The 20,531-nt window shown below is 55.5% G+C and carries 19 protein-coding genes; 9 read left to right on the forward strand and 10 right to left on the reverse strand.

Translation table 11 applies throughout. From position 1 onward, the window contains the following. Nucleotides 1-15 precede the first annotated feature (15 nt). Both HG15A2_RS04020 and HG15A2_RS04025 read left to right on the forward strand, forming a co-directional pair. The gene (locus HG15A2_RS04020) at nt 16-2,187 is read left to right on the forward strand and encodes a Tex family protein (protein WP_145058083.1); all 2,172 of its coding nucleotides are present in this window, start codon (nt 16-18) and stop codon (nt 2,185-2,187) included. Nucleotides 2,188-2,252: 65 nt separating this feature from the next. Then, nucleotides 2,253-2,729 carry a YaiI/YqxD family protein gene (locus tag HG15A2_RS04025; protein ID WP_145058085.1) on the forward strand — a complete coding sequence of 159 codons (477 nt, stop codon included), beginning with the start codon at nt 2,253-2,255 and terminating at the stop codon, nt 2,727-2,729. 30 nt (nt 2,730-2,759) lie between these two features. Here the strand turns inward: HG15A2_RS04025 and HG15A2_RS04030 are convergent, their stop codons facing one another. Both HG15A2_RS04030 and HG15A2_RS04035 read right to left on the reverse strand, forming a co-directional pair. After that, nucleotides 2,760-3,158: a hypothetical protein gene (locus HG15A2_RS04030; RefSeq protein ID WP_145058087.1), complete on the reverse strand. Its 399-nt coding sequence runs from the start codon at nt 3,156-3,158 to the stop codon at nt 2,760-2,762. A gap of 255 nt (nt 3,159-3,413) precedes the next feature. Then, the gene (locus HG15A2_RS04035; protein ID WP_145058089.1) at nt 3,414-3,869 is read right to left on the reverse strand and encodes a hypothetical protein; all 456 of its coding nucleotides are present in this window, start codon (nt 3,867-3,869) and stop codon (nt 3,414-3,416) included. A gap of 960 nt (nt 3,870-4,829) precedes the next feature. On the opposite strand from HG15A2_RS04035, the gene HG15A2_RS04040 reads away from it, so the two are divergent. After that, entirely contained in the window at nt 4,830-5,948 is a 1,119-nt protein-coding gene (locus HG15A2_RS04040) for a hypothetical protein (RefSeq protein ID WP_145058091.1), read from the forward strand. Between the two features lie 63 nt (nt 5,949-6,011). On the opposite strand, the gene HG15A2_RS04045 is transcribed toward HG15A2_RS04040, so the two are convergent. Further along, on the reverse strand, nt 6,012-6,431 hold the full coding sequence (locus tag HG15A2_RS04045; protein WP_145058093.1) for a secondary thiamine-phosphate synthase enzyme YjbQ: 420 nt from the start codon (nt 6,429-6,431) through the stop codon (nt 6,012-6,014). A 456-nt stretch (nt 6,432-6,887) separates the two neighbouring features. Here HG15A2_RS04045 and HG15A2_RS04050 point away from each other — a divergent pair, with 456 nt between their 5' ends. Beyond that, nucleotides 6,888-7,118 carry a hypothetical protein gene (locus tag HG15A2_RS04050; protein ID WP_145058095.1) on the forward strand — a complete coding sequence of 77 codons (231 nt, stop codon included), beginning with the start codon at nt 6,888-6,890 and terminating at the stop codon, nt 7,116-7,118. A 143-nt stretch (nt 7,119-7,261) separates the two neighbouring features. On the opposite strand, the gene HG15A2_RS04055 is transcribed toward HG15A2_RS04050, so the two are convergent. The 4 genes from HG15A2_RS04055 to HG15A2_RS04070 all read right to left on the reverse strand — a co-directional run bounded on the left by HG15A2_RS04055 (nt 7,262) and on the right by HG15A2_RS04070 (nt 9,947). Next, entirely contained in the window at nt 7,262-7,552 is a 291-nt protein-coding gene (locus HG15A2_RS04055) for a carbon storage regulator (RefSeq protein ID WP_145058097.1), read from the reverse strand. Nucleotides 7,553-7,765: 213 nt separating this feature from the next. Continuing rightward, entirely contained in the window at nt 7,766-8,131 is a 366-nt protein-coding gene (locus HG15A2_RS04060) for a hypothetical protein (protein WP_246117873.1), read from the reverse strand. A gap of 218 nt (nt 8,132-8,349) precedes the next feature. After that, a complete protein-coding gene (locus HG15A2_RS04065; protein ID WP_145058099.1) occupies nt 8,350-8,961 on the reverse strand; it encodes a hypothetical protein in 612 nt (203 codons plus the stop codon). Nucleotides 8,962-9,158: 197 nt separating this feature from the next. Then, entirely contained in the window at nt 9,159-9,947 is a 789-nt protein-coding gene (locus HG15A2_RS04070; RefSeq protein ID WP_145058101.1) for a hypothetical protein, read from the reverse strand. A gap of 812 nt (nt 9,948-10,759) precedes the next feature. On the opposite strand from HG15A2_RS04070, the gene HG15A2_RS04075 reads away from it, so the two are divergent. Beyond that, nucleotides 10,760-12,574: a DUF1549 and DUF1553 domain-containing protein gene (locus tag HG15A2_RS04075; RefSeq protein WP_246117874.1), complete on the forward strand. Its 1,815-nt coding sequence runs from the start codon at nt 10,760-10,762 to the stop codon at nt 12,572-12,574. A gap of 124 nt (nt 12,575-12,698) precedes the next feature. Then, nucleotides 12,699-13,967, forward strand: a complete 1,269-nt coding sequence (locus HG15A2_RS04080) for a DUF1501 domain-containing protein (RefSeq protein WP_145058103.1) — start codon at nt 12,699-12,701, stop codon at nt 13,965-13,967. Between the two features lie 16 nt (nt 13,968-13,983). On the opposite strand, the gene ychF is transcribed toward HG15A2_RS04080, so the two are convergent. Next, on the reverse strand, nt 13,984-15,075 hold the full coding sequence (gene ychF, locus HG15A2_RS04085; RefSeq protein WP_145058105.1) for a redox-regulated ATPase YchF: 1,092 nt from the start codon (nt 15,073-15,075) through the stop codon (nt 13,984-13,986). A gap of 194 nt (nt 15,076-15,269) precedes the next feature. Between ychF and HG15A2_RS04090 the strand changes: the two genes are divergently transcribed. Next, nucleotides 15,270-16,292 carry a DUF1559 family PulG-like putative transporter gene (locus tag HG15A2_RS04090; RefSeq protein WP_145058107.1) on the forward strand — a complete coding sequence of 341 codons (1,023 nt, stop codon included), beginning with the start codon at nt 15,270-15,272 and terminating at the stop codon, nt 16,290-16,292. 51 nt (nt 16,293-16,343) lie between these two features. Then, nucleotides 16,344-16,670 carry a divalent-cation tolerance protein CutA gene (gene cutA, locus HG15A2_RS04095; protein ID WP_145058109.1) on the forward strand — a complete coding sequence of 109 codons (327 nt, stop codon included), beginning with the start codon at nt 16,344-16,346 and terminating at the stop codon, nt 16,668-16,670. 10 nt (nt 16,671-16,680) lie between these two features. Here the strand turns inward: cutA and HG15A2_RS04100 are convergent, their stop codons facing one another. Then, nucleotides 16,681-17,853: a nucleotidyl transferase family protein gene (locus HG15A2_RS04100; RefSeq protein ID WP_145058111.1), complete on the reverse strand. Its 1,173-nt coding sequence runs from the start codon at nt 17,851-17,853 to the stop codon at nt 16,681-16,683. A gap of 582 nt (nt 17,854-18,435) precedes the next feature. Between HG15A2_RS04100 and HG15A2_RS04105 the strand changes: the two genes are divergently transcribed. Next, complete coding sequence (locus tag HG15A2_RS04105) at nt 18,436-19,629, forward strand: GNAT family N-acetyltransferase (RefSeq protein WP_218932313.1); 1,194 nt, start codon at nt 18,436-18,438, stop codon at nt 19,627-19,629. 344 nt (nt 19,630-19,973) lie between these two features. On the opposite strand, the gene HG15A2_RS04110 is transcribed toward HG15A2_RS04105, so the two are convergent. Beyond that, nucleotides 19,974-20,225: a hypothetical protein gene (locus tag HG15A2_RS04110; RefSeq protein WP_246117875.1), complete on the reverse strand. Its 252-nt coding sequence runs from the start codon at nt 20,223-20,225 to the stop codon at nt 19,974-19,976. Between the last annotated feature and the right edge of the window lie 306 nt (nt 20,226-20,531).

Below are 20,531 nucleotides of genomic sequence, written 5' to 3' on the forward strand. Positions count from 1 at the left end.
AGTAAAAATGCATCCATGCCAAACAAGAAGACCGCTGAGTCGGGATCCACAGAGGTCCCCCAGAATATTGCCACAGAACTAGGGCTACCGCTCCGCCAAGTGATTGCCGCGGTCGAGCTCCTGGACTCGGGAAATACCATCCCGTTTATTGCCCGCTATCGCAAGGAAGCGACCCAAGGACTCGATGAGATCGCTCTCCGTGCGATTGAAGATGCACTCGAACACATGAAGGCCTTGAACGCTCGCAAGACGACGGTACTCAAGACCATCAGCGAACAAGGCCTCCTGACCGACGCCTTGCGTTCTCAAATCCAGAGCTGTGGCGACCTGCGAACGCTGGAGAGCATTTACCTGCCATTCAAACCCAAGCGACGCACTCGCGCTACCATCGCGCGCGAGCAGGGGCTTCAGCCACTGGCCGACTTGCTGCTCAAACAAGAAAAACTCAATCAGTCGAAACAAGCAACGCTGCAGCCCTACGTCGACCCGGCCAAAGAGGTCCCCGACACTCAGTCAGCCTTGCAGGGTGCGCTGGACATTATCGCTGAACAGTGGTCAGAAAACGCCGAAACCCGCGATTGGATGGTCGAGCAAGCCAGGACTTATGGCAAAATTGCCTCGAAGGTCAAACGAGGGAAGAAGGCAGAAGCGGAAAAGTTCGAGTTGTACCTCGATCACCAAGAGGCAGTGCGAAGAATTCCCTCACACCGACTCCTCGCCATGATGCGAGGCGTTGCCGAGGGCGTCTTGCGAGTGAGCTTGCAACTAGAAGGCACACGTGAGCTTGCCGAGCTTCGGCGACGCCTCGTCCACAACCGTCAATTCGAGTTCTACAGCGATCTCACTGCTACCGTCGAAGATTGCTACGAGCGACTGCTGCTACCAGCAACCGAATCCACGGTTTTGCAAACGTTGAAAGAAGAAGCCGATGAACAGGCCATCGGAGTATTTGGCAAAAACTTGCGAGAGCTCCTACTGGCAGCGCCAGCCGGGCCGCGTGTTACCTTGGGGATTGATCCCGGTTTTCGTACCGGCTGCAAAGTGGCGGTAGTTGATGGCACCGGCAAGTTTTTGGCCAACACCGCCATCTACCCAACGCCGCCCAAGAGCGATGTCGCAGCAGCAGGCAAAACCCTGCTCGCGCTGATTGAAAAACACAAGGTCGAACTGATTGCCATCGGCAACGGTACCGCTTCGCGAGAGACAGATGCCTTTGTGGGAGACCTCCTCAAAGACCATCAGCTTGATATTACCAAGGTCATGGTGAGCGAATCGGGAGCCTCGATCTACTCAGCCAGCGAACTGGCCGCTCGAGAGTTCCCCGACCTGGACATCACCGTCCGCGGGGCAATCAGTATCGCTCGACGACTGCAGGATCCACTCGCCGAATTAGTCAAATCCGATCCCAAGTCAATTGGCGTGGGGCAATACCAGCACGATGTCAATCAAGCCAAGCTCCGCAAGTGCCTAGACCGCGTCGTCGAGTCGTGCGTCAATCAAGTGGGTGTCGACTTGAACATGGCGAGCGTCCCACTCCTCTCGTATGTGGCCGGCATCGGGCCACGACTTGCAGAGAACATTGTCGAGCACCGCAACAGTAACGGCCGGTTTGCCAATCGCCAGCAGTTGACGTCGGTTGCCAAGCTGGGCAAAAAAGCATTTCAACAAGCGGCTGGCTTTCTTCGCATTAGGGATGGCGACCAGCCGCTAGATAACTCAGCCGTGCATCCAGAAAGCTATCCGATTGTAAGCCGCATGGCCAAGCAACTGAAAACCAATTCCAAAACGCTTGTCGGCAATGCGACCCTCAGCGAAACACTCAAGCCAGAGGATTATGTCGACGCCCAGTTTGGCATGCCGACGATCGTTGACATTATTTCGGAGCTAGGCAAGCCGGGGCGTGACCCGCGCAGCCAATTTCGAGTCGTGAAATTCGACGAGAGCGTCAATACCATGGCAGACTTGAAGCCCAATATGATCCTCGAAGGAGTGATTACCAACGTCACGCACTTCGGTGCATTTACAGACATTGGCGTGCATCAGGATGCGCTCATCCACATCTCCCAGCTGTCCAATGAATACGTGAGTGATCCGAACGAAATTGTTGCCGTCGGCGATCTCGTGAAGGTGAAAGTTCTGGAAGTCGATGTTCCCAGGAAACGAATTTCCCTGACACGCAAGTTTTAGGCAACAGGTCTAGGCGATAGGTCTGGCAACAGCGCGACGCGATATCTTCAATCGGCAAACGCCCTATGAGTACTACGAGCAATACATTTCAGATCTGGGTCGATGCCGATGCTTGCCCTGCACCGATCAAAGAAATTCTCTACCGAACGGCCCGCCGTCTAAAAGTCGAACTCACGCTCGTAGCGAACCAGTCTATGCGAGTTCCCTCCTCGGCGTTAATCCGTTTGATTACCGTCCCCGAGGGGGCTGACGTCGCGGACGACAAAATCGTCGAGATGCTTGCGCCCGGGGATGTCGTGATCACGGGCGACATTCCGCTTGCCGCTCGCGTCGTAGAAAAATCAGCCATTGCGATCGGCGTACGCGGCGAGTTGTTAGACGACAACAGCGTGCACGACCGTCTAGCATCACGCGACTTAATGGAGCAATTCCGCTCGGCAGGCGTCGAGACCCGCGGCCCTAGCCCGCTTACTAAACAGGACATTCAAACGTTTGCCAATTCACTGGACCGAACGCTCACACGATGCCTCAAGAAACGGTGATCGTAGCAAAGGCAATTGAAGTAGAGCTAGTCACCGACCGACCCACGGAGGATTCGCTGGCTGAGCGAATCCCCAAGCGGCTGCCAACGCATCTGCGGCATTTTCTACGTCAGAAATGTCACCCCACGGTCCATTTCGCAAGTAAGCATGGGCAAATTCATGCGCGATAACGTAGTGAGCAAACGCTTCGTCGCACTCAGAGAGTCGCGGCCGGAGCACCACGCTACGACTACCAACGCCAGTACCTCCTGGAACCGCCATGAACACCGTTGAGCCCTCGCCCGGAACAAAGTTGTCCAGCGAGACAGTGAACCGAGTATCACTCAAAAAGTCTTGCTGCACTTCCGCCGGCAGCGTGGTGAGCACATGCAAAACGCGTTTCCCCAACGGCTGGTAGTGCTCAAAGGCTTGCAGATAGAGGGAGAACATATTCGACAGGATCGCTGCGTGCTGAGATCTGAGAGATGTCGCGAGGGAGACTAGTCTACCAAGTCCTAGCCGAACTGGGTTAGCCCCCCTCATCGTCTGTCCCAGAGATCACCTCAAGCATTCCCGACGACTAGCACCGATGAGGGCGAAAGGCGCTGTTCTCGACCATCGGCGACTTCGCAGTCCTCCCTACGGCGAGTACCGTTGCTCACATTTGTGACATCCTGTGTGTACTTGATTTAGACGTAGGGTAGGTCAATTGGCAAGAGGATTGAGCAGGGCGGCTCCATGCCCAAAGAAGTCACGGGTCATTCCCGGACCATCGTTGAGCAAATCCCCACCTAAGCCAATAGATGAGGTGAACGGGAAGTCGTTCTGCAAGACTGCATCTTGACCAATCAGGCCCAAGCCGAGAATGTCGAAGCCGGTGGCAGTGCCCTCATCAAGATCGTTCACGGTGAGCAGGTCCAGCGATAGGCTCCCGTGGAATGTGTCACGGAGATAGAAGGTCTCGTTGTTGTTGTTGTTGGTGATCGGTGTTTTCGTGACATCCACAAAGCCCGCATCGCTATCGGCAATCGAAACACCAACCCAATCGGAGCTGTCACTGTCATGGGCGATGTCCTTGAATGTGACAGCGTTTGCCAGCGTTCCCAGCATGGCTACTAAGGCCAAAATCCCGAAAGATGTAAGCGTGTGTCGTAGTCTCATGATTCCTAATCCGGTTGAAGAAAAACGGGCATCAAAAATGAACACAAAAGCCAAATGCGTGGAGTACGCATTTCGTTCTAGATTGCTACGGTGCGATCTTCCGCATCTCAGCAGATACTAAGTTTCACAGGTGGGTTGAGCATGGACTGCCCAGTACTACTACAGGGCGTGCTCAATGAGTCGGCAGGGCGACGGGAATGTGCGGCTAGGGTAGGGGGAAATGATGAACTGTTGAGATTCCTAGAAACGCTAGAAACACCTTCGTTCCCAGCGTCTCACCCATCAGCCGCCAACCTGATGAAGAGAACCATGATATGCCTATCAGCAAAGTGCGTGCCAAGCATAGAGTCTCAATGCCACCATTCCAGTTGGGGAGTTCTGAAATCGCTTGAAGGCAGGCAGGTCACCCAACGGCTAGCACCGACACTTCGTCCGCCTTCGGTGTTGCCACTTCACACCGACACGCGGCCTGTCTGCGAACAGGCGAAAACAACTTCCTGAGGCCGGAGTGTCGGTGCTAGCCGCTCTCCAGTAAAACCTCTGCGCCCCTGCGTCTCTGCGTGAAACATTTCACCTCGAAACCCGTGTGCGAAACACAGGTGGCCAAAAATCGTTGCTGAACACACTTCCAAATTGCGTACAATGGCACAAGTTCGACGGCGGCTTTTTGGAGCGACTGCGGCGGGCTGCGAAACGTGTTCGCAAGGCAACTTGAACAGCTCGTCCGTTGGTATCGACATCGTTCCCCGGGAGTTGCCGTGCAAGCACAAAGTAGCAGTGATCGCGAACGCGGTTCTCAAGGGCCGACGAACGGCCAGGTTCAAGGGATTGCCCTGACTGGCTCGAATGATGGACGTCCATCCTTTTTTCTAGTGGGCAGTCGGCAGGGCGCGGTGGGCAGTGTAGCCTGCAAAACGCTCTGTAATTGAGAACTGCCTCCTGACGACACCCGACTCAATTATGACCATACCTTCCCAACCACCTGACCAACATATCGCACCTGATGCGGCTCCGCCGCCGACCGACGAGGTGCGCAACTACCTGCTCTACACGCTCAGCTTGCCGGAGCGGGCCGTGCGCTCTTCGGTGGGTGCTGTCGGCGGAGCGGTGCGCGAATCTACCGGCTTACTCGTGCCGCAAGCGATTCGCGATAGCACCACCTACTCAGTACTCGTGCAGCAAACGCTCGACTTCCTCACGGAAGATGTCGGTGGAGTAAAAAAAGAAGAAGAGGAGGGGGGGGCAGAAGGCGCGAAGCCGCGGGTTGAGAACCCAAGAGTTGAAAACTATGTAGCACGCAAGACGGTTGGCAACTTCGTGGAAATGGCAGGGCTGGCCACATTGCATTTGTCGCCGCTCATGGTGCTGGCGGTGGTCAGCGATGTGGCCCACGGATCGCAAACCTATTTGAAAGAGCTGGCCGAGGAGCTGCGGCGCGAAGGCATTATCGACGAGCAATCGACCATCGATAGCACGAGCGACTTGCTTGATGCGTTGGGTCGTACTTCTAAGACTGCCTCGGAAGCGTTCGACACGCCACCGCTTTCTTTGGAAGGCCTGCGCGAAACGCTCAATCAAACGACAACCGCAGCCGGCGAAATTGATCTCACCAAAGCGTTGCCGCAAAGCGAGATCACCCGAATGTGGGAGGAAATGCAGCAGCTCGCCGCTACTGAAGAGGTAAGCCTGCTGGAACTCTCCAGTGCCGTGACGTTGCACTCGCTGGGGAAAATTGCCAACGTGGGTCGCGGGGCGCTCTCCACGGTGCGCGTGGCAGGCAACCTGTTTGATCGACACGTGCTCGACCATTACTCAACGGCGCTTGCGGATATCCACAACCAAGGCTACTACACAACACTTGCCGAAGTCAGCGGCCCGTACATCTCCGCGCTCTGGGAGAACTTCTCCACGGAGAAAACCACCATCACCGAGGAACTCCTCAGTGGTCGAGCGATCAGCCAGGCCACACAAAAGCTTGGGCGCTGGTTGGGGCTCAGCGGGGAGCAAATCGAGGAACCGCAGGATATTTCACCTAGCTACGCGCCCAGCGACTCGCACGACAACGCGACCAACACTTAGCCGCTGAGCTTGCTCCGCGCTTTGAGCACTACCAGCACGGGGCAAGCCCCGCGGCGAAATGCATTACTCGCCCCAAAGAGTTAAGACGATTTTTCGAGATGTAGCCCGATTGCGGTGCTCGCACAGATAAATTCCTTGCCATGTGCCCAGATTCAGCCGACCGTTGGTAATTGGGATCGAGAGCGAGCAGCCCAGCAGCGACGACTTCACGTGGGCCGGCATATCGTCGGGGCCTTCGCACGTGTGGCGATGCGGGAAATTCTCCGGCGCGATCGCCGACAACGAGGATTCCAGGTCGAGCGGCACATCCGGGTCTGCATTTTCATTGATCGAGAGCGAGGCGGAGGTGTGCTGAAGGAACAGTTGCAGTATGCCTACCTTCATGGCGGCAAGTTCGGGAACTGCCTCGACAATGTCTTGAGTGATCAGATGAAACCCACGACTTCGTGGAGCAAGCTGAACGGTATGTTGATGCCAAGCCATAGGGAGAATCTTATCTGATAGCAGTAGAGGGGTGTCAAGACAGGCGGTTTGCGATGTGTGTGATGCTTTCCACTTTGGCGGCAAACCCCAACTAGAGACGCCAGTCGGAATAGATTCCGCGTGTCAAGTGAGGGAGCGTCTAAAAGCTGGATTTCCCTCGGGAAAAAACTTGACTTCACCTCCCAGCTTGCAATAATCCCTTATTGACAAGTCCACACCCAAGCCCGGAAGAACTTCCCCGATTCTTTGCAGAGAAGCAGAGAAGGCGTGCTGAAAATAAGCAGCCCTCTCCTATCGCTCGGCATCGATGAGCGTTTTTTCGCCGACCTGTCTCGGCTTGGATACTACGTTTCGCCATCCCGGCACGAACTTCGGCAGTTCGTGTGACGTGAAGGACGGCAAGAGATCGAGAACGCCGCGATGACAGCAGTGTTCTTTTTTTAGAGAGAATTTGTTATGCCAGACCTCAAGCTCAAGAACGTGTTCGAAGCCATCCTGAAATACGGGCACGACGAAGATTTTGCTCCCCGCTCGGACGACGATTTCGGTGCAACCCAGGCTCCCGCCGGTTCACGTGAAAAGTTGGACGTGTTAGCTGAACGTGTACGCATGGGTCAACCTCTATGGCACGAGGAAGATCGTGCCGACTACAGCGGCCTTACCGGTGCTGTACGTCCTCGCGACTGATTCCAAAACGTAATTCTGAAACAGTCACTCTGAATCGAAAAGCCGCTCAAGCCCCATGCTTGAGCGGCTTTTTGTTTGCTCTTATCAATTACAAGAATTCGTCTTTGTGACTTAATCAGCTTCGCCTAAAACAATGGACCTGCTCAATTACTAGTCACACAACAAACGCTTCCGCAGCTGGCATCAATTTGAGTAAACCCTGTTTGAGGAAGCCCCGTGGCAGGCATGACTGTGGCAGGCAACGTGGCAGCTGCTTGGGTCAACTGCTTACTAATTGGCGGCTCGAGTGGTTCAAGCTCGTCCCGCAGGACTAGCATTTCTCGTGGGGCATCGATACCTAGGCGAACTTTGTCGCCCGCTAGGCGAACGACCGTGATGACAATGTCGTCGCCGAGGCGAATACGTTGGGATTCTTTTCTCGAAAGTACTAGCACTATTGGAAACCTCCATGTTTTCCCGTGACGGGTAGTTAGTATCTTGCTAACTGATAGCACGTACATTTGTGTACGAGTGTTCAGTATATCGTTGCGGCGCTTCCTAACAAGCCCACTTCTTTGAGCTTGTTGGGAAAACTCAAATATCGTTTCGGAGCTTGCATTGCAATCGCTTGGCCGCTTTATTGCTGCAATTCATTTGCGACCAATCGCTCAAGCGGCACTGGCTATGCAGTCTTCAATCGCAGGGGCGGCAGCGAGATGCGTCCGTTGCACCCGTTCACCCTGCGAACCATAAAACAGAATCGTGTTGCCGTCGGTCTCCCAAACTGCCGTCAAGCGAACGGCCCGTGGTCCATGCAGGCAGAAGCTCATGCCGCAGGGCCGGCCACTGCGCCACAGGGGCGTCTCGGTGAGTTCGAATCGGTCTGGCTGGAGTTGTTCGATCTGGCTGAGGGTTTGGTTGATGTATTTACGAATATCTATGAAGTTGGGAAGTCTCTCGTGGCTTTCCACCATGACTTCGAAGTCCTCATGAGGGTGATGGCTCGTTGTTGATGGGCTTGATAATCGAATCATTTCGCTGCGGTGCCCACACCGCGTTTGGTACGACCTGCTGCATTCCGTTAGTGGCTAACAGGCGATGTTAAAATGGGAATGCTGGGTCTACCTTTATGCATCGGTAGAGTTTGGCGGCATTCTTCAGGCTGTTGTTGGAGATTGTTGATTAGGGGGATTGAGGGTTTTGGGTTGGGCTTTGTCGGGCCGCGTTTGTTGGAAGATTGAGATGCGAGCGCTCAACTTCCTGACGGTACCAACCGCTGCAGATCAATCACCCAGCCGGGAGTCGCCGTGAGATACGCTTGCGTGTACCTGCGTCGTGAGAAGTAGTAATACGCGTTCAAGCCTTGGAACACCATGCTCAGGGCGATGACGCTGCCGTAGAGCGCGATGACTGCACCACGGTAGAAATGGTCGAGTTCTTCAGGCGAACCTAACACTTCGGCCAGCTCGGGCTGAGCGGCGAATTGCTCTTGGAATGGGCCCTCGCCTGAAAGCCCCGCGGCTAGCATCCAGAGGCAGTAGGTGATGATCAAGGCCAGGAAGCCGACTTGGTTCCAGCCGAGGAAGGCTGGCGCTTCCTCATCGAATTCCAGTAAACGGCGGCGACCTCGGAATTCGTTGTAAGCCACGACCGACATGCCAGTGGTTATGAAGAAACCAGCCAGGCTAAACAGCGCGAAGGGTGCCGAGCAGGTCGCTAGGATGCCAGTCGTCCAGCCATTAAACTTCGCGACGGCTGCTGCCTTGCGAATCTTCTGGGATCGCTCGCTCGCAGCGGCCACTTCTTGCTTCTGCGACAGGCTCAGCGGGCCTGAATCGACGGGAGCTAGTACTACATCGCTCATGAATCATCTTCGTGGGTTCGAAAAAGGGATCAACGTAATTATAGGTCATAGAACCGGCTATCCTCCGTACGCTCCGAGACTACTCGGCATACACTATGCATGAAATAGAGCGCATGAAAAAACCACCTCACCAGCGATGGTGAGGTGGTCCGTGTGCGTTGCCTGCGTAGTAGGCAGCTCAGCGTCAGTTAATTCTCTTAGCGTCGGCGTTGGACGAGTCCCAGGCCGCAGCAGAAGAGTGCCAAAATTGCGGTGTTCGGTTCAGGCACCAACGAAAGGCTGATGTTGTCGAACTTCACGCCACCGTTGGTCGAGCCAAGGTCCGACGGTCCGCCGAGGCGGATGATATCGAACAAAAATCCGCCGTTCTGGTTGATGGTCGCGACATGCGTGCCGTTGATATTGCCATCGCCGTTCAAGTCGAGCGTGAAGGTGACTTGCGAGTCGGTGATCTCGGCAGTGTAAGTGTGCCAGCCCTCGACGGCAGTCTCGTCGGCGAGCGGGTCGCCTGCGTCATCCACAAGTCCTGGGAAGGCTACCCAGGACCCATCACTGCCGGCACCAAAGAGCACCGTCCGGATCGCGTAGTGTGACGGGCTGTTGTAGTGGCCCATCTCGATAATGTTTGCGCCCGCGGCGGAGCGGAGTCCCGCTGAATTTCGTTCGTTATTGGAGTTCGCGTCGTCGTAGATGTCGGCCTGGAAGATTAGCGTCTGGCCAGGGCCAGGATACACGCCAGGGAAGCTGAGCGAGTTGGTATTGGCACCAGTAAAGCTGCCGCCTGTGCCGGGATGATCCATCGATTGGCCCGGATTGCCATTGGCCGTATCAAGCGTGCCATCAGCAAGCGACCAAGTACCGCCCAACGCGGTGGTGTCGGCGTAGCTCTCGAAGTCTTCAGAGACGATGCTGGCGGCCCTCACGGGGCCGGCGACCACCATGGCGATTGCCACGGATAAGAAGGTCAGTAGATGAGTAGTTTTCACGAGTCCCTCACTTTTCAAAAATACAGTGCTTAGAAATCCCAGCAGGCTTCCCCAGCCCAACTGGCTTCCCTCATTATGACTAGCCATTGAAGGAGACTGAAGAAACTAGAGCGCATGAAATTCTCGCGAATGCGTATTCGTAGAAAAACCCATGGGCATCCGGAGCTAGGACGCTGTACACTGACGGCTCACGCTTGGCTGCTCGGGAGGATCAATCTCGGTTGACAAATGTTTTGGCACGTAGATTGCATGTATAGATTCCAGCCGCCTAGCAGCGGCCCGATTCGCTTGGAACACGAATCGATTCGTCGGAACACGAATCACACGGGCCGGGACAGAGAAGAGGCACTGCAAAGGGCCGGTTTAGAGAAGAAGCAGCAACCGCAAGACCTTTGAGGACGCAAGTCTAGGGATTTACTCGACTTCATAACCCTCCCCAGGAGTCGGATAAATAACGTTCAGAGGTCACGATTCGGGCGGGTCTGGGATGCACCTGAAGAGGCATTCCCAGACCCGCTTGTTGCTTTTGGTGTGTTGCAAAATTGAACAGTTGTTTAATTTCGCACCGTTCAAGTGTGTTGCAATCCTATCTGGGGCGAATTTATCAGGGCACTCTTGCTGATCTCATGGGTTCAATCCCCGGGAGCCCAATCATGGTGCCAGTGAGATCGGATGTCGGCGAGAGTGGGCCTGGATCCTCGCCAAAAAAACGCTGCAACAATGTGTTGTTTGATTGCATTCTGTAGAATGGAGGGGTGAAGTTGACCCCGTTTGTTGCTCGAAAAATTCGTTCAAGCCGAGACGCTCAATCAATGCAATGCATTATCGCTCTTAAGTCGCAGCCCGCTCGTTTTACATTTGTCTTTGCGGTTGTCGCAGTTCTTATTGTGGCTGCCGTTACTAGCGATTGCATGGCAGCAGACTCTTCAGCGAACTCTACCTCGCAGAATTCCAGCCAACTGATCGACGATCTTGTCAGCAAGGGTTGGAAAGAGAACGGCTTCGCTCCTTCAAAAACAGCGACCGACTCAGAGTGGTGCCGGCGCGTGTATCTCGATGTGTTGGGTCGCATTCCCACAGTCGATGAACTTAACCAATTCCTCAAAGCGAAACGTACATCTCAGCGCGATGCAGAGCTGGTAGATCGTCTGCTCGGCCCCGACTATGTCCAGGAATACGCACGCAACTGGACCACAATCTGGACCAACACACTCATCGGGCGCACCGGTGGGACGGATCGCCGTTCTCCGACTAGCCGTCCTGGTATGATGCAGTATCTGGAACGTGTACTGCTAGAGAACAAGCCTTACCACTTGATGGCGCGTGATCTGATTACCGCCACCGGCGATGCACGGCCGGATATGGATAACTTCAACGGGGCGGCCAACTTTCTTGTTGAGAAACTCGCCGAGAATGGCGTGCAGGCAACGGCCAAGACCTCACAGATATTCCTCGGCATGAACGTGCAATGCACACAGTGCCACAATCACCCGTTCAACGAATACCAGCAAAACCAGTTCTGGGAAATGAACGCGTTCTTCCGTCAGACGCGGCGCAATCTCGAGCAAATGATGGACGACGACGAGCCGAAGCCGTATGCCACGCTAGTTGATGATAACTTTGGTGGCGAAGGCCGTATGATGGGAGATCGCCGGCGCGAGGTCGTACTCGAAATGCGCCATGGGAAGCTTGTCGATCGTGATGGAGCTGGTGTGCATGCTGCCCCAACGTACTACGAACTTCGCAATGGCCAAGTCCGCGTTGCGTACCCTGTATTCGTGGATGGCAGTTCGCTGGCCGCGAAGTATTCCGACCAGGGCGAAGACTACGGCAACAGTGGTGCGATCGAGCAAATTAATCGTCGCAAGGAACTGGCCGAATTGGTTCTCGGCTCTGAGCAGCTCGAGCAGTCGCTGGTGAATCGATATTGGGCACATTTCTTCGGTCACGGCTTCACCAAACCCATTGACGATATGGGCCCGCACAATCCGCCTTCGCATCCCGAGCTGTTGGAAATTCTTGCCCGCGACTTCCGCGATTCTGAATTCGATCTCAAAGGGCTCATTCGCCGACTCGTGCTGAGCAAGCCGTACCGCTTGAGTAGCCGCATGAACAGCAGCAACGTGGAGGACGACCCCGCGCTGGGCCGCCCGCCGATGTTTAGTCGCTTCTATGTACGGCAAATGCAGGCGGAGCAGTTGTTTGATTCGCTGCTAGTGGCTACCAAGGCGGATGCGCAGGCCACCGACGATGAGAAACGTGAAATGATGAAAGACCGCTGGCTGCGACAATTCAGCACCGCGTTTGGCAACGACGAGGGTACGGAAAGCACGAGTTTCAACGGCTCGATTCCGCAGGTGCTTACGCTAATGAACGGCGATCTTACGAAGAAGGCCATTCGCACCAAGGGCGAGAGCTTTCTGGGCCGCATTGCCAACGACCCACAACTAAGCAACGCGGACAAATTCAACTACCTTTACCAAGCCGGCTTGAGTCGCAAGCCGTCGAAGCAAGAACGCAAGATTTGCACCCAACTGCTCGCCAGCCGCAAAGGCGACGTGGCTCGCACGCTGCAAGACGTGTGGTGGGCGGTGCTAAATAGCAACGAGTTTATTTTAATCCACTGAGTAAGCACAATGAGGTGTTAGCCGCCGACCTTGGTCGGCGCGGGGTTGGTACCCAAGCCGAGCGCCGACCAAGGTCGGCGACTAATGGACATCGCATAGATCACCTGGCATTGAGGAAGCAGCTATGAACCTTATCCAACGCGCACCTGGCATGACCCGCCGTCACTTTATGTCGCACTTGGCTGGCGCTTCAGCACTGGCCGGGCCTGCCTGGGCCTTCACCAACACGCTGCGGGCGAACGCGGCTGAGCTGAAGAAAAATCACAAGTCATGCATCATGTTGTGGATGGGCGGCGGCCCGCCGACGATTGATATGTGGGACATGAAGCCTGGTGCCACCACCGGCGGGCAGTTCAATCCGATCGCCACCACCGGCGAAGCACAAATCAACGAGCTGATGCCAAAGCTTGCAGAGCAGATGAAGCATCTGTCGGTTGTGCGTTCGATGAGCACACGCGAGGCCGATCACACACGCGGCGGCTACTACATGAAAACCGGCTATGTGCCGAATCCAAATATCGAGCATCCCAGCTACGGGTCGGTTGTTGCCCACGAGATCGGCACCAAGATCGACAACCTGGAGATCCCTCCCTTTGTATCGATCGGCGGCAGCGGTGGCGGGCCTGGCTTCTTGGGAATGACTTATGCGCCGTTCCAAGTGAGCTCCAACGGGCGCATGCGGGATTTACAGATGGGAGTAGAAGATTGGCAATTGGCTGATCGCATGAAACTGCTCAGCGTATTGGAACGCCGGTTCGTGAACGAGCGTCGCGGCCCTGCACCTGAGGAACACGCGAAGGTGCTCGATAGCACGCTTGAGCTCATGACCAGCGAGCAACTGGTAGCGTTTAAGGTCGATCAAGAGCCGCAAGCGGTTCGTGATCGTTATGGCAACAACAACCTCGCCAAGAGTTGCTTGCTGTCGCGACGGCTCGTGGAAGCGGGCGTACCGTTTGTGGAAGTGAACTTCGGCGGTTGGGATCTGCATCAGAACTGCTTCACTTCGTTGGAGGAGAAGCTGCCCGTTTTGGATCATGCTCTCTCGACGCTCGTTGAAGACTTGAGCGAGCGTGGCATGCTGGACGATACCATCGTCATGTGCATGGGAGAGTTTGGTCGTACGCCGCGCATCAACGAGAACGCTGGTCGCGACCACTGGGCCCGCAGTTGGAGTATACTGGCCGGCGGCGGCGGCTTGTCAGCGGGTCGGGTCATCGGCGAGACCAACGCCGATGGCACCGCGGTCACTAGCGAACCCTACAGCAGTGAAGACCTGATGGCCACCATCTGCCAAGCGATGGGCATTTCCCTGCAGACCGTTTTCACAGCGAACAACGGACGACCGATGAAGATTGCCAACAGCGGGAAATTGATTGAAGGGCTGATCGCCTAAAGCTGTAGGGTACTGGTCACACGTTAAACAAGAAGTGACAAACGTCGCTATCTTGCATGACGTACTCTTTGCCTTCGACGCGCATCTTGCCGGATTCGCGGATTGCTTTTTCGCTGTGGAGCTCTTCCAGATCGGCGACCGAATAAGTCTCGCAACGGATGAAGCCGCGCTCGAAGTCGCTGTGAATCACACCTGCCGCTTGCGGGGCGGTCGCGCCGACGGGGATCGTCCAAGCGCGGATTTCCTTCTCACCAGCCGTGAAGTAACTCTGTAGGCCGAGCAACTCGTAAGCGGCACGGGCGAGCAACGCCAAGGCGGGCTCGTCGAGTCCGAGGCTTTCAAGCATTTCGATGCGCTCCTCGGCATCAAGTTCTGCCAGTTCCGATTCCAGGCTGGCACAGACGGGCACTACGGCACCCCCTTCGGCAGCGGCCCGCTCGCGCACTTTCATCACGTGCGGTCCTTCGCCAGTGAGATCGTCCTCATGGACGTTTGCCACGTAGAGCACCTGCTTGGCGGTGAGCAGTTGACATTCTTTGAACATTTTAGAAAGTGTCGCATCGTCGAAGGAGAGCGATCGCACCGGCTTGCCCTCGGCGAGCAATGCTTGGCACGCTTCAAGCACTTCCACACGCTGCTTCCCCTCTTTGTCTCCAGTGCGGGCAGTGCGACGGGCTTTGTCGAGCATGCTTTCCACGCTTTGCAAGTCGGCAAGCATGAGCTCGGTGTCGATGGTTTCAATGTCGCGAATCGGATCAACTTGGCCATCCACGTGGATGATGTCTGCATCTTCAAAGCAGCGTACCACGTGCAGAATGGCATCGACGGTGCGAATGTGTGAGAGGAACTTGTTGCCGAGCCCTTCGCCTTCAGATGCACCGCGGACGATGCCAGCGATATCGACCAGTTGCAGCACCGCGGGAATGGTTTTCTCTGTTTTAATGAAAGACTGAATGGTTCCCAGACGCGCATCGGGCACCGGTACGGCACCGACATTGGGCTCGATGGTACAAAACGGGTAGTTCTCACTAGCGATACCTGCGGAGGTAAGCGCGTTGAACAGCGTGCTCTTGCCCACGTTAGGCAGGCCTACGATACCAGCTTCCATATGTCTTTCCTGAGTGTGACTCTAATGATTTACGGAGGAGAAGATTCTACTCGATGCGTGCGAGTTGTTACAGCGGCAACGGCAGGATGTTTTCCTGCGGCTACTAGGTTTGTTACGATGAAAGCTCAATAGCTGCGATATAGCATCCCGCGGGAGTCCCTAAGCAAACTCCGACAACTATGTGAAACGCCACCATGCAATTCCGCCTTATCACGATCGTGTACATCTTCGCGCTGCTTGCAGCGGCGATGGCTACGTTTGGCGTGGGGTGGGGGATATGCCTGGCGATTCTCACGCTGAGCATGCATCGTTTGCCGCTTGGGAAATGGTTCAAAGCGAATGCAAGTCCGGGACCGATCGAGTGGCTAATCATTCTGTTTGCGTTGGTAGTCTTGCTGGGGCCGCTTTCGTTCTTTATCCCGGATCTTCGTCCTCTTTCTCCTTCGCCACGAAGTGTTTGCAATCATAACCTGAAATGGCTTGCGCTGACTCTGCATAACTACCATGACGTCCACGGAAGGCTGCCACTGCCAGCTACTGCAGAGGGCCCAGGGGAGCCAGCGCGAAGCTGGCGCTACGAAATCTTGCCCTTCATGGAAGGAAGTGTTCTTGCGAAGAATTACGACAAGCAGGAAGCATGGGACGGCCCAAGTAACCATCGTTTAGCCCTAATGGAGCAGTACGGCCATACTTGCCCTGCCGACACGACTTCTCCTAAAGGGGAGACAAGTTACTTTGCGGTCATTGGCGAAGAGACGATTTGGTCAGAAAAAAACGCCAAAGCTTTCACAGCCATTCCCGACGGTGCCTCGATGACTATTCTCCTAATTGAAGCAAGCAACAGAGGGATCAACTGGTTCGAACCCCGTGATATTTCCATCGACGAAGCGATTGAACTAATGACGACTGGTGCACATGCGCCCCATCGGCCTATTCGCGAAGGATTTTTTACGAGAAATTACGCAACCGTGGGCGGGCGGAATGCAGTCTTTGCTGACGGCCATGTGGAGTTCATTCCTCCTTTTAAAGAACCCGCCATTGCACGCGCATTGCTTACTGCTGCGGGCGGTGAAGTGTTGCCAGAAAATATCGAAGACTACTATTTGGATAGCGAGACTATCACCGAAATCAAATGGCGGAATGTGTATAGCTTGTCGGTGTTTCTGGGGTTAGCCGTGTTGCCTTGGATTCGACGACGGTGGTCGAGAGCAGCGTAACATCTCGCTGGAGTCCCTAAGCAAACTTTCCAACATGAAACGCGTGACCCCATGACCAACTTTCTCATCCTCTCAACCACCACGAGCCATCGTGAAGCAGCACAGAAAATCGCCAACGCTCTTGTCGAATCTCGGCTAGCAGCCTGTGTGCAAATCGCCGGACCCGTAACTAGCGTTTACCGCTGGCAAGGCAAAGTCGAACAGGCTCAGGAATGGACGCTGAGCGTGAAGACTTCGCAATCGCATTTCGAGGAAGTCATTGCGAAGATTGCTAGGCTGCACGACTACGATTGTCCGGAGATCATTGCTACGCCGATTGTTGCCGGCAGCGAAGCGTATTTGCAGTGGTTAGGCGAGCAATTGGGTCCGCAGACTTAGGTCCACGTTGCTAGGACCGTAGCTCGGACGAAGAAATATCCTCGCGGAATTCCTCAGCGGTCACTTCGTCGCACAACTCCAGCAGGGTAGGGGGGAGGGTGAGATCGCTGAGGGTTTGGAATTTTCCGTCGATCACTCTTCCAAAGACGAGGAAGCGGCAGCCGGCTGCTTCGATCATCGCAATGGCTTCCTCGGTGGCGGCCTCGCTTGCGTAGTAATTCGGGTCGGCGATGCGGAGGAGGGTATCAACACCTACCACGAAGCAGACTTCCTCGTTGAACTCGGCCTTCTCAACGAAGGTCGGGAGAGTGCTGACTTTTACGAACCGATCCCTATCAACGGCATGAATCGCAGCAATGCGTTCTGCGTGCGTCAGGCAATCCAACGGCGGTTTGTCGACGTTGTTAATCGCTAGTTCCCAAGCCAGCGGCTCGCCAAGCTTTCGTTCGGCGACTTCTGCCATTCGCAAATGTCCACTATGGAGTGGATTAAAGGAACCTGGGAATACTAACTTTGGCCAGCTGGGTATTCTATCTGGGTCCATTTCCGGTGCGCGAACGGCCATCTCCTGGCAGTCTTCTAGGATTAGCTCCGACCATCTTCTGGTGGCCACCTGTTCTTTTGGCGAAATCCTCTCGCCAATTCCCATTGAACTCTCCATAGCTTCATCGAGGTCAGCATGTGATGCCTCGCACGCCTCAGCGAGAACACTAATAACGAGGCTCGCTGCGAGTGTTTCTTCTTCCACCCGCTGACGAGAGGAGCTGAGTTCGAGATGAAACGTACGCGTGAACGCTCCCGATTGCACCGCCACATGCACTCGATGCGCGCCCCGCTTGGGCCGATTGGTCGCCAGACTTGCCGTGCAACCCAGGCCGAGAAGTTTCAGCGGGTCAGCCTCGGGAGCCAACTCGCGCGCACGCATCCAGGCGGCCATGGCCATTGCGCGAGCGGTTGCCTCGCTGCAAGCTTGGTCGGGTGTGCCGCCGATCCACTGGCAGAGGGAATTGTGTGAATAGGGCACCACGGCTTCCAGCACGGTGCGCGAGGCACCGGGTGTTTTCACGAGTGCCGCCAGCGCACCGCTGCCGCCAGTCGCGGCCAGCACGGTTTGGAACTTACTGGCGTGAATTGCTTCGACCACCGGTTGCCAGAGTTCGTCGAGTGGTTTGGTAGGTTCCAATACTTGTCCTTTAAAAATCAGCCGCGAGTGGAGAGGTCTGGTTGTATTACGCCGTAGGCGTTGCGTAACTTAGCCCAGGGTTGCCCGATTCGGAGCTTTAGCGACGAAACGGGCAACCCTGGGTTCGAGACCATAGACAAACCCCGTCGGCGACCGAAATCGCCTAGGCGATTTCGGTCGCCGACGGAATTATGCAGGTTTCCCAGGGTAGCATCCAGTGTCGCTAGGGCTCCGCTGGATGCAACCCTGGGCTTAATTGCGTAATACCTTTGGCATAGTTATCACCCAATCAATCCCTTGGCGATCCTCCTCGGACTTCCACGCTTCTTCTATTCAGTGTTCACACAAGACAACATGGCTCGGGGAACTGTTGCCGTTTTGCCACACGCACGCGGAATCATGCAAATTGAGTGTAATGTATTTCGCACTCCTCAAGCGAGTGGCCTAGCTTTAAGTGTGCTGCTTGGGTCTCGACCCGATGGCGGCACGCGTGTTGCTTTCTCTCTAGGCCGTAGGCGAACTATTGCCTGGAAGAGCATGCACACCTTTTCGTTCATTTTGCTCTTCTCACAAGAATTCGCCATGTCGCAAACGCCCTGCCCTGTTGAGCTAGAGCTGCCGCCAATGGCCGATGTTGTACTGGTCGACAACCTCGAAGAGTTTCAACAGTATCGACTCGCCTGGAAGTCGCTGCTTGAGGAAACCCCCCGCGCTTCGTTCTTCATGACGTTCGACTGGTTGGAAACCGCGTGGAAACACTTCGGTACGAAACAGGAACACCGTGGAGCGAAGCATACACGCCGTGGCGATCAGCATGATTACCGGGTGTTGGTGGTTCGTTCGGACAAAAAGCCGATCGGCTTCGTGCCGCTGTGCGTGGTGAACGAGCAGCATCGCGTGGGCCGGGTACGCACGCTTACCTATCCGTTGGCCAGTTGGGACGCTTGGTATGGGCCCATCGGCCCCAATCAGGCGGCTTGTCACTGGTTGGCGACGCAGTTTCTGGCGGAGCAACGGCGAGACTGGGACATCGTCGACTTGCGCTGGCTCGACCCGCAGCAGACAAGCACATTCAGCTTGATCGCTGCTATGAAAGCGATGGACATGCCCGTATTGGCGGAGCCCTATCAGGAATCGTCAGTCATTGATTTTGATGGCACATGGGAAGACTACTTGCAGACACGGTCTTCCAAGCAACGCCACGAGATGCGTCGCAAGCTGAGGCATGCTGAAGAGTTGCCCCAAGTCGAGTTCATCCGCCATCGTCCGCTTTCGGCAGCCGAAGGAGACGGAGATCCTCGCTGGGATCTCTTCGATACCTGTCGAGATCTGGCCGCCAGGAGTTGGCAAGGAGATTCAATGAGCGGCAACACGATTTCGCACCCGCAAGTGACAGAATTTCTGCACGAGTGCCACGCTGCTGCGGCTCGCCGAGGGATGCTCGATGTGACATTACTCAAAGTCGCGGGACAACCGGTTGCTTATGGTTACAACTATCACTATCACGGGAAGATAGCTGGACTTCGCATGGGCTACGCCCCAGAGTTTCGCAAGCAGGGTGTGGGTACAGGGCTGCTCTTGATGTCGCTGCGAGATAGCTTTGAGCGGGGCGATACGTGTCTCGACCTGGGCGTGGGTGGCTACGGCTTCAAGCATCGCTATCGTACGAAGTTGGAGCAGAGCTACCGCTACACGCACTATCCGGCATCGGCTTGGAAGTCTCAAGGCGTGCGGCTTACGAAATGGCTGAAGCGTCGCGTCGCGATGAGCTTGTAGAGGAGTGAGCTGAGAGCGCCGGCGATTGGAGTACGCAAGAGAAAAGCAAGCCCTGTTCACTCGCAATCCGACAGCTATCGCGTGTTGGCCCGTTTGTTTAGCGCTTGGTCGCTTATTGAGTTCGCGATTCGATATCCTCGGGGCGAAGACGTCTGAGGCGTGATACGCTCTTGCGAACATATCGACTCCTCAGACGCCTGCCTCGCGAGGCGCCGTCCCCCCCAGGCCTTGCCGCGCACGCTCCCTATGGGCACGCCGCGGCAAGCGGCGATAAATTGTTTTCTTGTTGAGGGCGACTCATAACCAGCGTGAAGAATGCCGGTCACGGTTTGCTGCTTACGCTTTTATCTACGTTGTGGTTCGCTGATAGCAGCCGCGTTTTGTTCTGCCAGAGCGGCAGCTTCGCGAGCAAGCTTGAACTCAGGACCAGGAGCGTAGTACTGCACGTCGTCGGTCAGGTGATAGCCGCTTGGCAGCGTTTGGCCAGCGACATCGATCTGGCAGCCGGTTAGGCCGCCGCAGCTCAAGGCCAATAGCCCGGCGGCAACAAGACGTTGACGGCCTGTGCGGCCGAAGACGGATTCGATTGTTTTCACGTCAGCAAACTCCCAACAACGTGCTTCATGGCCGCTTGTGCGACCAGCGATGAGTAGCCTCAGCTTGTGAGACTCGCCGGAGCGAAAACTTCGCCCAGCACAATCGTTATCGGCCCTGTAACCGTCAAACTTTCACTCAGTCGTTGAGAATCTCGAATTCGTTGTAGGTGCTAGCAAGGTGTCTATGCCAAGAGTCCCCAATAAAGACGCTGGCGCGTAGGGCGGAGGCCTTAACCACGCCTTGCCTGCTACGGCCTATATGCTTGGTCTTTCCTCCAACGTTGGCCACCGGTGTAGTCCTTCGTT

This window comes from Adhaeretor mobilis (assembly GCF_007741515.1).
Classification (GTDB): domain Bacteria; phylum Planctomycetota; class Planctomycetia; order Pirellulales; family Lacipirellulaceae; genus Adhaeretor; species Adhaeretor mobilis.

Bases quoted from the DNA above. Each gene is read 5' to 3' on its own strand.
- HG15A2_RS04020 (WP_145058083.1), top strand. From the start codon at position 16: ATGCCAAACAAGAAGACCGCTGAGTCGGGATCCACAGAGGTCCCCCAG.
- HG15A2_RS04025 (WP_145058085.1), top strand. From the start codon at position 2,253: ATGAGTACTACGAGCAATACATTTCAGATCTGGGTCGATGCCGATGCT.
- HG15A2_RS04030 (WP_145058087.1), bottom strand. From the start codon at position 3,158: ATGTTCTCCCTCTATCTGCAAGCCTTTGAGCACTACCAGCCGTTGGGG.
- HG15A2_RS04035 (WP_145058089.1), bottom strand. From the start codon at position 3,869: ATGAGACTACGACACACGCTTACATCTTTCGGGATTTTGGCCTTAGTA.
- HG15A2_RS04040 (WP_145058091.1), top strand. From the start codon at position 4,830: ATGACCATACCTTCCCAACCACCTGACCAACATATCGCACCTGATGCG.
- HG15A2_RS04045 (WP_145058093.1), bottom strand. From the start codon at position 6,431: ATGGCTTGGCATCAACATACCGTTCAGCTTGCTCCACGAAGTCGTGGG.
- HG15A2_RS04050 (WP_145058095.1), top strand. From the start codon at position 6,888: ATGCCAGACCTCAAGCTCAAGAACGTGTTCGAAGCCATCCTGAAATAC.
- HG15A2_RS04060 (WP_246117873.1), bottom strand. From the start codon at position 8,131: ATGATTCGATTATCAAGCCCATCAACAACGAGCCATCACCCTCATGAG.
- HG15A2_RS04065 (WP_145058099.1), bottom strand. From the start codon at position 8,961: ATGAGCGATGTAGTACTAGCTCCCGTCGATTCAGGCCCGCTGAGCCTG.
- HG15A2_RS04075 (WP_246117874.1), top strand. From the start codon at position 10,760: ATGCAATGCATTATCGCTCTTAAGTCGCAGCCCGCTCGTTTTACATTT.
- HG15A2_RS04080 (WP_145058103.1), top strand. From the start codon at position 12,699: ATGAACCTTATCCAACGCGCACCTGGCATGACCCGCCGTCACTTTATG.
- ychF (WP_145058105.1), bottom strand. From the start codon at position 15,075: ATGGAAGCTGGTATCGTAGGCCTGCCTAACGTGGGCAAGAGCACGCTG.
- HG15A2_RS04090 (WP_145058107.1), top strand. From the start codon at position 15,270: ATGCAATTCCGCCTTATCACGATCGTGTACATCTTCGCGCTGCTTGCA.
- cutA (WP_145058109.1), top strand. From the start codon at position 16,344: ATGACCAACTTTCTCATCCTCTCAACCACCACGAGCCATCGTGAAGCA.
- HG15A2_RS04105 (WP_218932313.1), top strand. From the start codon at position 18,436: ATGTCGCAAACGCCCTGCCCTGTTGAGCTAGAGCTGCCGCCAATGGCC.